This window comes from Collinsella aerofaciens, from assembly GCF_040926185.1.
Taxonomy (GTDB): Bacteria; Actinomycetota; Coriobacteriia; order Coriobacteriales; family Coriobacteriaceae; genus Collinsella; species Collinsella aerofaciens_BC.
The window spans coordinates 21,080-35,514 of the sequence record NZ_JBCOIQ010000008.1; the positions used below are offsets into that span (position 1 = coordinate 21,080).

Annotated in this window: 9 protein-coding genes; 6 read left to right on the forward strand and 3 right to left on the reverse strand. The window is 61.2% G+C overall.

The window, feature by feature from the left end:
- Positions 1 to 74 precede the first annotated feature (74 nt).
- On the forward strand, positions 75 to 986 hold the full coding sequence (locus AB5750_RS05065; protein WP_161160607.1) for an ROK family protein: 912 nt from the start codon (positions 75 to 77) through the stop codon (positions 984 to 986).
- 307 nt (positions 987 to 1,293) lie between these two features.
- Positions 1,294 to 2,829 carry a helix-turn-helix transcriptional regulator gene (locus tag AB5750_RS05070; RefSeq protein ID WP_368145620.1) on the forward strand — a complete coding sequence of 512 codons (1,536 nt, stop codon included), beginning with the start codon at positions 1,294 to 1,296 and terminating at the stop codon, positions 2,827 to 2,829.
- Between the two features lie 181 nt (positions 2,830 to 3,010).
- Here AB5750_RS05070 and mgtA read toward each other — a convergent pair whose 3' ends face one another.
- Positions 3,011 to 5,779, reverse strand: coding sequence for a magnesium-translocating P-type ATPase (gene mgtA, locus AB5750_RS05075; protein ID WP_368145621.1), 2,769 nt, complete (start codon positions 5,777 to 5,779; stop codon positions 3,011 to 3,013).
- A gap of 437 nt (positions 5,780 to 6,216) precedes the next feature.
- On the opposite strand from mgtA, the gene pyrE reads away from it, so the two are divergent.
- Both pyrE and AB5750_RS05085 read left to right on the forward strand, forming a co-directional pair.
- Positions 6,217 to 6,900: an orotate phosphoribosyltransferase gene (gene pyrE / locus AB5750_RS05080; protein WP_117848347.1), complete on the forward strand. Its 684-nt coding sequence runs from the start codon at positions 6,217 to 6,219 to the stop codon at positions 6,898 to 6,900.
- A 468-nt stretch (positions 6,901 to 7,368) separates the two neighbouring features.
- On the forward strand, positions 7,369 to 7,989 hold the full coding sequence (locus tag AB5750_RS05085) for a helix-turn-helix domain-containing protein (protein ID WP_195363482.1): 621 nt from the start codon (positions 7,369 to 7,371) through the stop codon (positions 7,987 to 7,989).
- 138 nt (positions 7,990 to 8,127) lie between these two features.
- Here the strand turns inward: AB5750_RS05085 and AB5750_RS05090 are convergent, their stop codons facing one another.
- Positions 8,128 to 8,982 carry a MurR/RpiR family transcriptional regulator gene (locus AB5750_RS05090; protein WP_368145622.1) on the reverse strand — a complete coding sequence of 285 codons (855 nt, stop codon included), beginning with the start codon at positions 8,980 to 8,982 and terminating at the stop codon, positions 8,128 to 8,130.
- Positions 8,983 to 9,024: 42 nt separating this feature from the next.
- Positions 9,025 to 11,625, reverse strand: a complete 2,601-nt coding sequence (locus AB5750_RS05095; protein WP_368145623.1) for a glycosyl hydrolase family 2 protein — start codon at positions 11,623 to 11,625, stop codon at positions 9,025 to 9,027.
- A gap of 116 nt (positions 11,626 to 11,741) precedes the next feature.
- On the opposite strand from AB5750_RS05095, the gene AB5750_RS05100 reads away from it, so the two are divergent.
- Together AB5750_RS05100 and AB5750_RS05105 are read left to right on the forward strand one after the other, a co-directional pair.
- The gene (locus AB5750_RS05100; RefSeq protein WP_368145624.1) at positions 11,742 to 12,749 is read left to right on the forward strand and encodes an AraC family transcriptional regulator; all 1,008 of its coding nucleotides are present in this window, start codon (positions 11,742 to 11,744) and stop codon (positions 12,747 to 12,749) included.
- 173 nt (positions 12,750 to 12,922) lie between these two features.
- Positions 12,923 to 14,371, forward strand: coding sequence for a glycoside hydrolase family 1 protein (locus AB5750_RS05105; RefSeq protein ID WP_368145625.1), 1,449 nt, complete (start codon positions 12,923 to 12,925; stop codon positions 14,369 to 14,371).
- Positions 14,372 to 14,435 lie beyond the last annotated feature (64 nt).

Genomic DNA, 14,435 nt, shown 5'->3' on the forward strand with positions numbered 1-14,435 from the left:
CGACCATCATAAGGGCAGCCCCTGTGGTGGTCGCGGCGATGCGCGTTCGGGGCTATGGCACGTGAGGGGCGAATATGCAGGAGTTCTTTGGAATCGATGTGGGCGGTACGGCCGTTAAATGGGCTGTGCTGGGCGAGGATTTTTCCATCCGCGAGCGCGGGAGCCTGCCGACGGGCTTTACCACGGCTGAGGAGACCGTTTCGGCGTTGATCGGGCTCGTCGAGCCGTACCGCGAGCGCGTGAACGCCGTAGGCGTGAGCGCACCCGGCGGTATTTACGAGGGAGATGTCACGGGAACGATCCATCGCGGCGGTGCGCTCACGTTTATGGACGGCTGCCCACTGGGAAAGCTCATGCGCGAGGCGCTGGGGGTGCCGGTTGCCGTCAATAACGACGGTAAGTGCTGTGCACTCGGTGAGTATGCGGCTGGCGCCCTGCGCGGGACGCGTTTTGGCGTGGTACTCGCTATTGGCACGGGCATCGGCGGCGGTATCGTCATCGACGGCAAGGTCCTGCGCGGCGCGCACTGCTTTGCAGGCGAGTTCAGCTTCTTGCGCAACGATGTCACGACTGCCGCGAGCATGGAAAACTCCTTTGCGGGCTCGGGCGGTTGGCGCGCGCTCCGCGATGCCGCCGTTGCCGAGAAGGGCCTGCCTGCGGATTCTCCGGTGGACGGCCGCCGCGTCTTTGAGTGGATCGCGGATGGCGACATAGCGGCGCAGCGCGCGCTCGACCGCTACGCTCGCGCATTTGACGGACAGCTCATCAACCTGCAGGCCGTGCTCGACCCCGAGGTCTTTGTGATCGCAGGCGGCATCTCGTGCCATCCCGAGCTCGTCGATGCCCTGCGTGCGCAGATGCCGCTGGCCCTCGCGAGTTACGAAGGGACCCTTGCTGGCATTCCTGTGCCGCAGATAAAGGTGGCCGAGCTCGGCAACGACGCCAACCTTTACGGTACTGTCCAGGAGGCCATGCGCCTGGTGTAGCGCGAGCCAAACAAGGCTGTCGAAAAAGATAAAGGCCGGCGTGAACCGCCCCTATTTCCTTAGCACGGGAAATGGGGGTGGTTTTACTCATTGGGGACGTACTTAAATGAGCGCAGTTGAAAACACTCCTTGCCGAGCTAGAGGTCGCGCGTGCCCCTTCTGGGCCATGCGGCTCAAAATCTCGGCGTGATGTGGACGACTGGGGTCGAATTAGCAGCATTTCGAGCTTGGTTTTGATATTGAGATTGATTCTTTATTAAAATAGATTCCAGACCAATTAAGCGGCCGGGGGTTAACCGTGAGGGGCATGGGAGACACAACCGCATATCTGCGTCGGGGCATTCGGGAGATTATATGCCTGGCGCTGTTCTTCTTCACGTTTTTGGCGTGCGAGTATCTTTTTGATGTGCGCATAGCCGAGTTCGTGCCATCGAGTGAGGTCGTCATCTACGAGAGCATCGTTGTCGGCGCGAGCGTGATTGGCTTTTTCGTGCGCCCATTTCTGTACTATCGCCGTCCCCAGACGATCGATGCGACGAGCGATATTACAGGCGTGCTTTTGGTATCGGCGTTGCTGCTGATGATTATGGCAGTGCGGTTTGAGGTGGTAATTGCCGGCGGCCTGGTGGCGTGCTGCGCCCTGGGCTACTGCGGATCGACTGCCCACGCAAACTTTGCGCGACGCTTTGCGCGGACGCCCTGCTTGGCGCGCGCCGCAGCACTTTCCTATGCCATGGGCGTTCTGGTACAGGTGTTCAACCACATGGCGATGCCTGTTGGTATTCCTCAGCAGGCTGTTCTGGTCATCTGTGCGATCGCGCAGGTAGCGTTGCTCCACGGTGTCCGACGCGCCAAGCTGCGCGACGAGTCCGATCCCAACTTCGAACCCAGTGCTGCCGGGCTTTCGGTAGATGCTCTGGAATATGGCGCCAAATGGCATGACGATCCCGAGGCAAAGGCGGCATTTCGCCGCACCGTAGTTCGCCTGACCGTGGCGACAGCGTATCTTTCCGGCGTATTCGCCGCTCTCAACGCGGGCCTCACAACCCTGTATGCTACCGGAGCCGTTGATTTGGGTGACTGGCCGCGCCTGCTGCTTGTCGTGAGCTCGTTGGCCGCCGGCGCACTATTTGACCTGCACGACCGCTCGTATATGAATATCGGCATGACATGTGTCGCCATGCTGTCCACGCTTTCGTTCTTTGTGCTCATCATCGATGGCAATGGCGGCAACGAGCTTGCTGCCACGATCATCTTTTATCTGGGCTCGGGCTTCTTTGTGGTGTTCTTTACCACAAAATTCGCCGCCATCTCACTCTATGCGCGCTGGTCATATTTTTGGCCGTGCATGGGTCGCGTCGTCAACAACGTGTGCTCGATGCTCGTGACGGCGCCGGCGGTGGCGATCATCTCGAGTCAAAACGTGCTGGTGGCAGTCGGCGCGGCGCTCGTGATGTTTGTGGGTATTGCGATTACGCTGCTGGGGCAGTTGGGGCAACGGGCCGATGATGTCGTGATGCAGGACGGCCTGCCGCTTGCCACTGATGATCTTGGTGGGGATCTTGCGCCCACATGCTCCGACTCCGAGCCCGTGGAGGCAGCGGAGCTCACGTCCGATGAACGCCTCGATGCCTTCGTCGCCACCTTTGAGCTTACAGAGCGCGAGCGCGATATTCTTGAGGCCTTGGTCGTTTCGGACCAGAGCGTTCAGGACATCGCCGCAACGCTTTTCCTTTCGCGCTCCACGCTCTACCGTCACATTTCCTCGATCAACAAAAAGACCGGCACCGCCTCGCGCGTGGCCCTTATCAACTTCTTCTGGTCCTGGACACCCAAGGACTAGCTAATCCTCCAATATGTTGCGGTGGAATAGTCCCTAAATTAAAGTCGCGGGACCTTAAACAGGAACTATTTCACCGCAACTGCTGAGGGGATAGACTGCGGCGGCGACAGAGGCAACGGCAGCGGCGTCGGCAGCTGTGGTAGCGGTAATGGCGGCTGGCAGGGTGTTTTTCGCCTGCTTGCTACAGCAGTTCGCCGTGGCGGGCGATGTAGCGGCGTTTTGCCAGCTGGGTGAGCGCGATGTAGGCGGTGACGATGCCGATGAGCAGCGCGAAAAAGCTTGTGGGCAGCGTCATGAGGCCGAGTGCATCGGCGATGGGGCTTGCCGGCAGCCAGGTGACAAGCGCCAGGCCTAGCACGGTGAGCGCGCACAGCGCGGGCGCGGCGTGGTCGCGCGGGCTCGGCAGGCGCGGGGAGCGCAGCATGTGGATCACAAGCGTCTGCGACCACATGGACTCGACAAACCAGCCGCTTTGGAAGAGCGCAGCAAAGGTCGCTATGCCCGCGACGTTGCCCGTCCCGGCGAGCTCGGACCAGCTTGCGCCTACGGTGGCAGGGCACACCACAAAGAAGAGCGCGGCGAAGGTCACGATGTCAAACAGCGAACTCACGGGGCCCAGCTCGAGCATAAAGCCCTTGATGGACGCGGCATCCCAAGCACGCGGGCGGGCAGTCCAGGCGTCATCGACGGTGTCCCACGGCAGCGCGATGCACACGATCTCGTAGACGAGCGATAGCAGCACCAGCTGCAGAGCGCTCATAGGCAAAAACGGCAAGAACAAGCTCGCGACGGTCACGGACAGCACGTTGCCAAAGTTGGAGCTCACCGTGGTCTTGAGGTACTTGAGCAGGTTGCCGTAGGTGCGGCGGCCTTCGATGATGCCGCGCTCGAGCACGCCCAGGTCCTTCTGAAGCAAGATGATATCGGCGGATTCCTTGGCAATATCGACGGCCGAATCGACCGAGATGCCGCAATCGCTCGCACGCATGGCGGCGGCGTCGTTGATGCCGTCGCCCATAAAGCCCACGGTGTGGCCGAGCATCTCGCGCATGACACGTACCAGGCGCGCCTTCTGCAGCGGCGAGAGCTTGGCGAAGAGGTGGGTTTTCTCGGCGCGCTCGGCAAGCTCGGCGTCATCGAGCGCATCGATCTCGGAGCCGAGCAAGACGCTGCTCGCATCGATACCAATCTGCTCGCAGACGGTGGCGGCGACGCGGTCGTTGTCGCCGGTTAGGATCTTGACCGCCACGCCCTTGGCCTCGAGGGTGGCGACGGCGCCCGCGGCACTTGCTTTGGGCGGATCGAGGAAGGCCAAAAAGCCCATCAGCACCATGTCGCACTCGTCGGCGATGCCAAACTCGCCCACGCAGCGCGGATTGGTCTTCTGCGCCACGGCAATTACGCGTAGGCCCTCGGCGTTAAGTCCGGCGATCTGCTTGCGAATCTGGGCGAGCTTCTCGTCGGTGAGCGGCTGAGCGATGCCATCGATCTCGACAAAGGAGCAGATCTCGAGCATTTCCTCGGCAGCGCCCTTGGTAACCATCTGGGTTTTGCCTTGGGCGTCGGCGACAACTACGCTCAGGCGACGGCGCGAGAAATCGAAGGGAACCTCGTCGACCTTGGTGTAGCGGTCGCGCAGGCTCTGGCCCAGCATGGAATCGGGTGCGACGGTCGAGGGCGTCACATCGGCGCGGTCGATTACGGCCAGGTCGATAAGATTTTTGAGGCCGGTCTGGAAGAAGCTGTTCAAAAACGCATGGCGCAGCACGCGCGCGTCCTCGTTGCCATCGGTGTTGAGGTAGCGCTCGAGCACGATGCGGTCTTCGGTGAGGGTGCCGGTCTTGTCGCAGCACAGGACGTCCATCGCTCCGAGGTTTTGAATCGCCGGCAGCTCCTTGACGATAACCTGGCGACGGGTGAGGTCCTTGGCGCCCTGCGACAGGCTCGTGGTCACGATGACGGGAAGCATCTGCGGCGTGATGCCCACGGCCACGCTCGTGGCGAACAGCAGCGCGTCGATGACGTTGCCCTTGGTGGCGGCGTTGATGGCAAAGACGGCCGGCGCCATAACGAGCATCAGGCGCACCAGCAGCATGGAGACGCTCGAGACGCCGCGGTCAAACGCGCTCTTTTCGCCGCGCCCGTTGAGCATCTTGGCGATGCCGCCCAGGTAGGTGTCCGAGCCGGTGGCAACGACAAGCGCCATGGCGGCGCCGTTTTGCACGGAGGTGCCGGTAAAGACGATGTTCTTGCAGGCAGAGAGTGGCAGTGCGGAGCCGTCGGCGCCCTCGACGACGGTGACGGCGGTGGTCTTCTCGACGGCCTCGCTCTCGCCGGTGAGTGCGGACTCGATGACAAACAGGTCGCGCGCGGTGATGATGCGGGCATCTGCCGGCACCATATCGCCGGCAGAGAGACGGATTACATCGCCGGGGACGAGCTCGTCGAAGGGGATCTCGATGCGCTCGCCGTCGCGCAGGGCGGTGCAAGTGTTGGAGACCAGGTCCTTGAGGGCCTCGGCCGCATTGCCGCTGCGGGCTTCCTGAATAAACTTCATGCCGCCCGATACCAGCAGCATGGTGCCGATGACGATGACCGTGGAGGGGTCGCGCTGCGGTTCGGGCACGGCGAGCACGTCGATGTAGAGCGAGACCAGTGCGAGCGCGGCGAGGATGCCGGCGAAGGGATCGATGAACGCGTCGGCGATGCGGCGGGCGAGCGTTTTGGTCGTTGCCTCGATGGTGTTGGGGCCGACGGCGTTCAGGCGCTCAGTTGCCTGCTCGACGGTGAGGCCGTTTGCCGTGGCGTCAAGCAGTACGAGGGCGTCCTCGGCACTATGGGTGGCGGCGAATATGGTGTTCTTGGACAGGCCGGTATGAGCGGCAGGGCGCGCCGTGCGGCGGCGCTTGGAGATGGCTTCGAGTACCGTGACGGTTTTGAGCATCAGCATAGGGTCCTCCTTGTTGAGGGGAGTTAGCGTACGTGTCGTATTTGCTTCAAAAAACCTAGATGTCGCTCACGTCAAGCTCTTGAGCCCACAAAGGGTGCAGCGCGCCTTTGCGGTGGTTTTGGCGATCTGCCGGTGGCGTTTATGTGTGTGCGGAGTCCTCGCGGCGCGCCGAGGGCGACATGCAGGTTTTTCGACTAGGACTGCCTTCCATGGCACACCTCCTAAAGGCCGAGCGCAGCGCGCTTTGGGTATCTCGTACCCCTTTTTAATCCGCCCGTATTCTTGATGAGGGGGTTTGACATGTCAACCCCATTGTTCGGAAAACCATTCCCCCTGACAAAGCCTTTACGGAATGCCGTGGCCCCAAAGCGCGCCCGCATCGACGCTTCGCCTGCGCTAAACTGGAAGGCACGTACGCGATTACGAGAGGAGCCCGCATGGAGGCTTACAAGCAAGAGTTCATCAAGTTTATGGTCGAGTCCGACGTCCTTAAGTTCGGCAGCTTTACGCTCAAGAGCGGCCGTCAGTCCCCGTTCTTTATGAACGCCGGCGCTTACGTGACGGGCTATCAGCTCAAGAAGCTGGGCGAGTATTACGCCCAGGCCATCCACGATAACTTTGGCGACGACTTTGATGTGCTGTTTGGACCGGCCTACAAGGGTATTCCGCTGGCCGTCGTGACCGCAATTGCCTACCACGAGCTGTACGGCAAGGAGGTCAAGTACTGCTGCGACCGCAAGGAGGCCAAGGACCACGGTGCCGATAAGGGCAACCTGCTGGGTTATGAGCCCAAGGACGGCGACCGTGTGGTCATGGTCGAGGACGTTACCACCAGCGGCAAGTCCATCGACGAGACCTATCCCAAGGTCAAGGCTGCTGCCGACGTCGAAATCAAGGGCCTCATCGTGTCCCTCAACCGCATGGAGGTCGGCAAGGGCGGCGTGACTACCGCGCAGAAGGAGATCGAGGCCAAGTACGGCTTCCCTGTCGCGAGCATCGTTTCCATGGCCGAGGTCGTCGAGACCCTCTACAACCACGAGATCGACGGCAAGGTTGTCATCGACGACGAGCTCAAGACCGCCATCGACGCCTACTACGAGCAGTACGGAGCCCGGGAGTAGTTACGCGGTTTTCCAAACCGCGTAACGGCTCGACGCTGCAAACGCCCCTAAGCGGCAATCTGCCTTTCAATCGTCGGGCATGGCCAGAAGGCCTATGCCCTCCTCTTTCAAGGCACCTTGCTCGCTTAGGGGCGTTTTCGCTGTCGGTGCCAAAACATCGGTGCGGTCGTTGGGTAGCTAATTTGGGACGGGGCTATTTTGACTACTTTACATGTGAAAGCAGTCAAAATAGCCCCGTCCCAAATTAGCTACCCTTGCACCAAAAATGAGCGTGGGTAATCTCCCGGTTTTGGCCTGTGTGGGGGCTCAAAGTGGGAGATTATCCACGCTCGTGATTTGAGTGTCCGAAAATCCACGCTCGTTTGGTCGGTGCATGTCTACGCAGCGTAGGTTGTCGAGGGCTGTCTTCAAATGGATACTGGCTCTTGAACCGGTTCGCTCCATTCTTCCAATCTGATCGGACATCTCATGAACCAGACACCGCAAAGCAATGTCCCCCATACTTTTTTGGCAGCACATGCCATCAAGCGGCTGCGCGAAGATCGCGGCCTCACCCAGCGCGCCCTGGCGGAAAGCCTTGGCGTGACCGATAAAGCCGTCAGCAAGTGGGAGTCCGGCCGCGGCCTTCCCGACATTTCCCTCGTTGAGCCTTTGGCCCAGAGACTCGGCATAAGCGTGGCTGAGCTTTTGGCTGGTGACATTCGGGCCAACGCCAACCGTGCAGGCAATATGCTCAAAGGCATCTTTTACGTTTGCCCTATCTGCGGAAACGTTGTGCACGCGCTCGGAGAAGGCAGCTTTAGCTGTTGCGGCTCCACGATGTTTCCCCAGGAGGCCGAAGAGCCGGACGCGGATCACGCCTTTTCCATCGAGCGCATCGAGGACGATTGGTACGTCACGCTCGACCATCCCATGACCAAGGATCATTACATTAGCTTTGTGGCATATGCGACTATGGATGGCATCTGCCTCAAGAAGCTCTATCCAGAGCAATCGGTGCAACCGCGTTTTCATATCACCGGACGCGGCAGAATGTACCTCTACTGTAACCAGCACGGACTCTTTGTTTTGCCGACGCCTCGCAAGTAAAAGCCCGCTGTCCGCCCGATGCCCCTGCGCCAACGAGTTGCGGTGGAATAGTTCCTGAAAGTGCTGGTTTAGAGCCTAAACAGGAGCTATTTCACCGCAACTTAGGAGGGCGATTGGAGGCGCGGTGGGGCCGGATTGTTATTTGAGGCCGGAGAGGCGGGTGTAGGGGAACGAGCGCTCTAGGAACTCGGCGCAGCGGGCGTAGTCTTTGGCAAAGTAGCTGCTGTAGAGCGAATCGAGCACGTATTGCACGGCGATGTGGCTGGCGAACTGCGTGATGCGGTGCGTCATGCTCTCGTGGTCGCTCACCGTGAGGTAGGCGGCAAAGCCGGGGTGCAGGCGCGCACAATAAGGTGTGCCGATGACAATGACGGGAACATGTCGGCTGCTGAGGATCGGCAAGATTTCCTTGAGGTTGGGTGCAAGGCCGCTGTAGGAGATGACGATCGCCACATTGCCGGAATCCGAGGCGAGCGCCGTGCGCACCTGGGCCTCGGTGCTGCTGTAGCATGTGGCGCTCTTGCCGGACGAAAGTAGGCGGTCGCGGAACATCCCCGCTGGATAGAGGTTGTGCGAGCCGGTGTAGATATCGACCTGCCGTGCCTTCGCGATCAGTTTGGCGGCGTGGTCGAGCTGCGCGGGGTCGAGCAGCTCCTGCGTCTCGGCCAGCGTGGTCTGGTAGAGCCCTTCCATGCGCTCCATAACCTGCGCGGGCGTGGACGTGGCATCGAAGGGAAAGTTGATGTCCACGTCGCGGCGGTTGCCTGCTTCGGTCGCCAGGCGGATAAGCTCGACCTTGAGGTCCTTAAAGCCCTCGAGGCCGAGCTTTTTGCAAAAACGGTGCACGCTTGCGACCGAAACATTGGCGCGGGCGGCAAACTCCTTAATGGAGAGTCCGCGGATGTCCTCGCCCATGGCAAGGGCCGAGATGCCGAGCTGCTGCTCGGTAGGGGTTAGGCCCTGCGCCTCGGTAATCTTGCGTTTGATATCCATTCGAACTCCCGCACTCGCCAAACCTGCCAAAAAGAGACGGGTTTATTTTGGCAGGTTTTGCCCGAGAAGGGTAACGGGGCCGAGGACACCGCTGGGCGCGACGGGCTCGGTGAGGGCGAAGATGTCGGAGGTCGCATGGTCGAGCGTGTTGATGACATCGATGGCGAGCTCGTGTGCGCCGGCGGTAAGCGCGCCTGTCGCAAAGCGGTAGGGCGGGCAGATGCGCGTGCCGAGCGTTTGTCCGTCGAGTGTGAGCGTTGCGACTTCGTAGACATCCCCTAGGTCAATGACGGTGTGGGCGAGGTCGTCGGCCAGCTCGAACGACGTGCGATAGCGGAACGTACCACATACGCCGGGGAACTGCTCGGCCGTGAGGTCGCACAGGCGCTCGAGCTTTTGCGGCTCGCCAAAGGTTCCATCGCTGCCGGCAGGGGAGAGGGCGACGGTCCAGGAGTGGCTGATGTCGAGGGCGAGCGTTGCACGTGTGCTCGTGTCGGTGCAGTCCGCGGGCTCGATTGCGCCGCTTGCCTCCAGAACAACAACGCAGCTCTCGTAAGGCGCCAGCTCCAGCACGCCGTCAAACGCAACGGGCTTGGTGCTGTTCAGCAGGTCGAGGCGCGTTCCGCAAAGACACTTGTCTTGCGGAAGCGAAACCGTGCAGCAAATGCTTTCACGTGGGTGCTCGTTGACCAACATGACGTAGGTCTCGCCGGCACGCTCGTAGCGAAGCGCGCGTAGCCGGGGCTGCGGCGTATCGGTCACAACAGTCTGCAGCCCCGCGCGTGCGAGCGCAGCCGCCACATCGGCAAGCGGGGTCGCGGCAAGACCGCTCAGCTCGGCCGCGCCATCCGCGTCGTAAAGCGCGCCGGGCACCTCGTCGACGGCAAGCGCCATAACCCCCGCGGCCATCATGCGCCCGACGGCACGTGCTGTGACAGCGCCAATAAACGAAGCCCCGGGCATAACAAACGCCTGGTAGCGACAGCCATTAACGGCAAACGTCCCATCGGCAATCGAAACCTCGTAACGCTCCTCATTCGCAAAAGCCTCTGCCGGCACAAAATCAAAGTCGATCTGCGCGCGCGTGAGTTCGGCCGCCACGCGCTCGACGGGCATGACGTTGCCGGCCCATTCGGCGTCGGCATGGTACAGAATGGCGACGGGGCGAGCGGCAGCGCCTTCCGAAAGGAGCGTCGCCGTGCGATTCATATAGCGCATGAGCTGGCCAAAGTGCGGCCATTGCGGGTTGTTGCCGTGCGCGTAAAAGTGCGGCGGGCAGTCCCAATCGGGGAAGGGCGCCATGCTAAACGCGTGCGGCGTAAACCAGTTAATACCGCGGACGAGCATATGGTCGGCGATCCACTTCATCTCGCGCAGGCCCTCGTGCCAGCCAAAGGCGCCAAAGACCTCGGCCATGCAGCGCCCCTGCTTTTTGGGGTCGAGGCGCGCTGCCGAAGATCCCAACTTGGCGAGCGCGTACGTAAAGAACTCCATGTTCCATGCGCCGTGGAAGTAGCTGTAGCGCCCGCGGTCAATTCCGGGGGCAAGCTGGTTGATGACCACATCCACGCCAGCCATGTCCTGTCCTGCGACCGCGCGGAAGTAGTGCCCAGCGCCCTGACCCAGGCGCGTGTGACAACTCTTGTCCTCGATCACGTGGCCAATGTGCATGACGCCGTGCGCGCGGCACCAACCGCCAATCTGCTCGTCAAAGCAGCTGCGGTAGAGCTGCGTAGCAAGGTCCATATAGGCGTGGCGAACCTGGGCGCCGTTTGCCTCGCGCGTCCAAAGGCCGTGCAACTTAGCAAGCCAATTCTCGCCAAGCGCATCGCGCAGGCGGTGGGCAAGCTCGTTCGACCACGGCAGCGCTAGGTCGCCTCGCCCGATAAAACTGCTGGTAGAAGCATCGTCGAGCGTGGTTCCCTTCTCGTTCATAAAGCCGGGCTCATCGGTGAAAAAGCCCAAGATCGTTTTGCCAAACTCGTCGCTCAGATGCTCAAACGTGGGCTCGTAGACGGCGTCGATGAGCGCGTGGCACGAGGCGGCGTCGACCATGTTGATGTACTCATCGCGAAAGCCGGTCTTTTGGCTGGTGGCGTACAGCACGATCGTAGTGACGCCGGTGGGGGCGTCAAAACGCAAGCGGGCGGGCGTTCCATCGTCTCCTTGCTCAACAGCGAGCGCAAGGTCGAGCGGCGCACCAGCGGCATCAAAAGCTGCCACGCCCACAAAGCGCTCGGTGGGGTCCATGAGATTACCGAGCTTGATAGTCGTGGACGGTTGGGGACCAACAACCGTAATCGTGCGATGCTTGAGCACGGTTTTCTTGAGCGCGGGGTCGACGCCATCGCCCGCAAGCGCGCCGTTGGCATAGCCTGTGGGGAAGTGGGCGTCGTCGAGCAGCCAGATCTTTAACCCCAGGCGCTTGCACTCGCCGATGATAAAGCGCAGGTCAGACCACCAGCCGTCGCGACAGAAATCGGGATGCGTGCGCGATTCCAGGCAAACCTCGTGGATGTCCGCCCCGGCGATCTGCTCCAGATACTCGGTAATCGTCTCGCGCGCCTCGCCCTTGAGCCACAAGAACGGAAGCACGTGGTTGTCGTAGGTGCCGCCAAGCACCTGCTCAAAATACGCCGCCATATACGCTCCTCCAAAACCGGCCTTTCAAATCCATTGAAGTCAGAGTACGCCGAGCGCGCCGCCCTGCTAATATCAAAACCACGGCAGAATATGACCGAATCAACGATGGGAGCACTATGGAGCTCGCGCACTTGGATAACCTGCTACTCGAGCTGACCGACAGTGAACGCGCCTATCGCGCGGGCGCCCATTACGACTGGAGCGATGCACTCGGTCAAGGTAATCAGGCAGATATTGATGGCCGATTCATTCGTAAAATTGGCAACCCAACGCTCGCTCTGCACCAAGAAGGCATGCCCGAGGGGCTATCGATTGTTCGCAACTCGCGCTTCAATCCTGTGCCGGAACACGTGCACGATTATGTCGAAATCAGCTATGTCTATCGAGGACGAGCGCCGCAGATCGTCAACGGCGCGCCGCTCATGCTCGCTCAAAACGAGGTCCTCCTGCTCGATGCCGCCTGCCCGCATGCTGTTGGCGAGCTCGGTGAGCACGACATAATGCTGAGCGTCATCATCTCGCGGCCAATGCTGCGCCGTAGCCTGGAGCAAAGCCTTTCGCCCACAAGCGCGGTCTCGCGGTTCCTGCTCAACGCCCTCACGGACGAAACCGACCACCGCGGACACGTGCATTTCCATACGGGCGGCAGCCGTCGCGTGCGCCGCTACATGCAGGAGATGCTGTGCGAGCGTCTGGACCCCACGCCAGCGAGCCCCCAGATTGTCTCGAGGCTGTTTGAGCTGCTGTTGGTCGAGCTCATGCAAAGCTACGAGGCCGGTCTTCTGCGATCGGACGCGCCCGCGCTGCCATCGGCGCAGGTCGCGGCTGCTATGGGCTATATCGAGCGTCACGCCTGCGATTGCGCGCTCGACGACCTCGCCCGCCACCTGCATCTGAGCCCCAACTACGCAAGCGCCCTACTCAAGCGTCAGACGGGCCGCACGTTTATGCAGCTGGTGCAAGAGAGCCGCCTAGCGCGCGCGGCGACGCTGCTCGATGCCGGCGCCATCGCGGAGGTCGCAGCGCACGAGGCGGGCTATGCCAACATGAGCTTCTTCTACAAAAAGTTTGCCGAGCGCTATGGCTGCACGCCGGCTGCCTATCGTCAGCGTTTGCCCAGATAAAACCGACCAAAATAAACCTGTCCCTTTTTGACAGGTATCAGGAAGTGTCAGGGGCGGGCAGGCGGCGGGGCGCCGCTGCGAAAAGAAGTGTCGGGTTTGGCGCCCCCCGCCTCCGCATGTCTCCCGCGTGGGCGATACTCGGCTTATCGACCCACGATGCAAAGGAGATGCTCATGGCAAACATCAAGTTCCCCGAGGGTTTCTATTGGGGCGGCGCCACTGCCGCCAACCAGTTTGAGGGCGCTTGGAACGTGGACGGCCGCGGCGCTTCCGTCGACGACCACTTCCTGGGCGGCAGCTACAAGGAGCCGCGTCAGATCACGATTGACATCGACCCCAACCGCTTCTACCCCAACCATGACGGCATCGATTTCTACCATCACTACGAGGAGGATATCGCGCTGTTCGCCGAGATGGGCTTCAACATGTTCCGCATGTCCATCTCCTGGAGCCGCATCTTCCCCAACGGCGACGATGCGCACCCCAACGAGGCCGGCCTCGCCTTCTACGATCGCGTTTTCGACTGCCTGCGCGCCCACAACATCGAGCCGCTCGTGACCCTCTCGCACTACGAGATGCCCTATCACCTGGTCGAGAAGTACAACGGCTGGGCAAGCCGCGAGCTCATCGGTTTCTTTGAGAAGTACTGCCAGACCGTCTTCGACCGCTACCAGGACAAGGTCAAGTTCTGGCTGACCTTCAACGAGATCAACTGCGGCACCATGGACATGGGCGCCATGATGGAGACCGGTCTGATCCAGGGCTTCGAGGGCCCGGCGAGCGCCATCAAGACCACCGCTCAGCAGCGCTACCAGGCCCTGCACCATCAGTTTGTGGCCAGCGGCCGCGTCGTGCGCTACGCTCACGAGCACTACCCGCAGTTCAAGATGGGCAACATGGACTGCTTCATCCTCTCCTACGCCGCTACGTGCGATCCGGTCGACGTGTTCGCCACGCAGCAGCAGATGAACTCCATGAACTGGTACTGCTCCGACGTGCAGGTGCGCGGCAAGTACCCGTTCTATGCCAAGCGCTTCTGGGCCGAGAACGGCGTCGAGCTCGCAATGGAGGACGGCGACCTGCAGGATATCGCCGACGGCAAGGTCGACTTCTACACCTTTAGCTACTACATGTCCGGTACCGTGGGCACCCACAAGGACCACGAGATGACCGAGGGCAACATGACTTTTGGCGGCAAAAACCCCTACCTGGAGTCCACCGACTGGGGTTGGCAGATTGACCCGCTGGGCCTGCGCATCGCCCTCAACGAGATTTACGCCCGTTACGAGATTCCGCTGATGGTGGTCGAGAACGGCATGGGCGCCTACGACGAGGTCGAGGACGATGGCTCCATTCACGATCCGTACCGCATCGCCTATCTGCGCAGCCACATCAAGGCCATGGGCGAGGCCGTCGCCGATGGTGTTGACCTGATCGCCTACACCTGGTGGGGCCCCATCGACCTGGTGTCCGCCGGCACCGGCGAGATGCGCAAGCGCTACGGCTTCATCCACGTCGATAAGTACGACGACGGCACCGGCACCTACGAGCGCCGCCGCAAGGACAGCTTCTTCGCATACCAGAAGATCATCAAGTCCAACGGCGCTGAGGGCTTGGAGTAATTGAGTTCCGGCGATTGAGTTCCGGCGTTCTGACGAACGCCGGACCGGCGGCCGATTTCGTGAC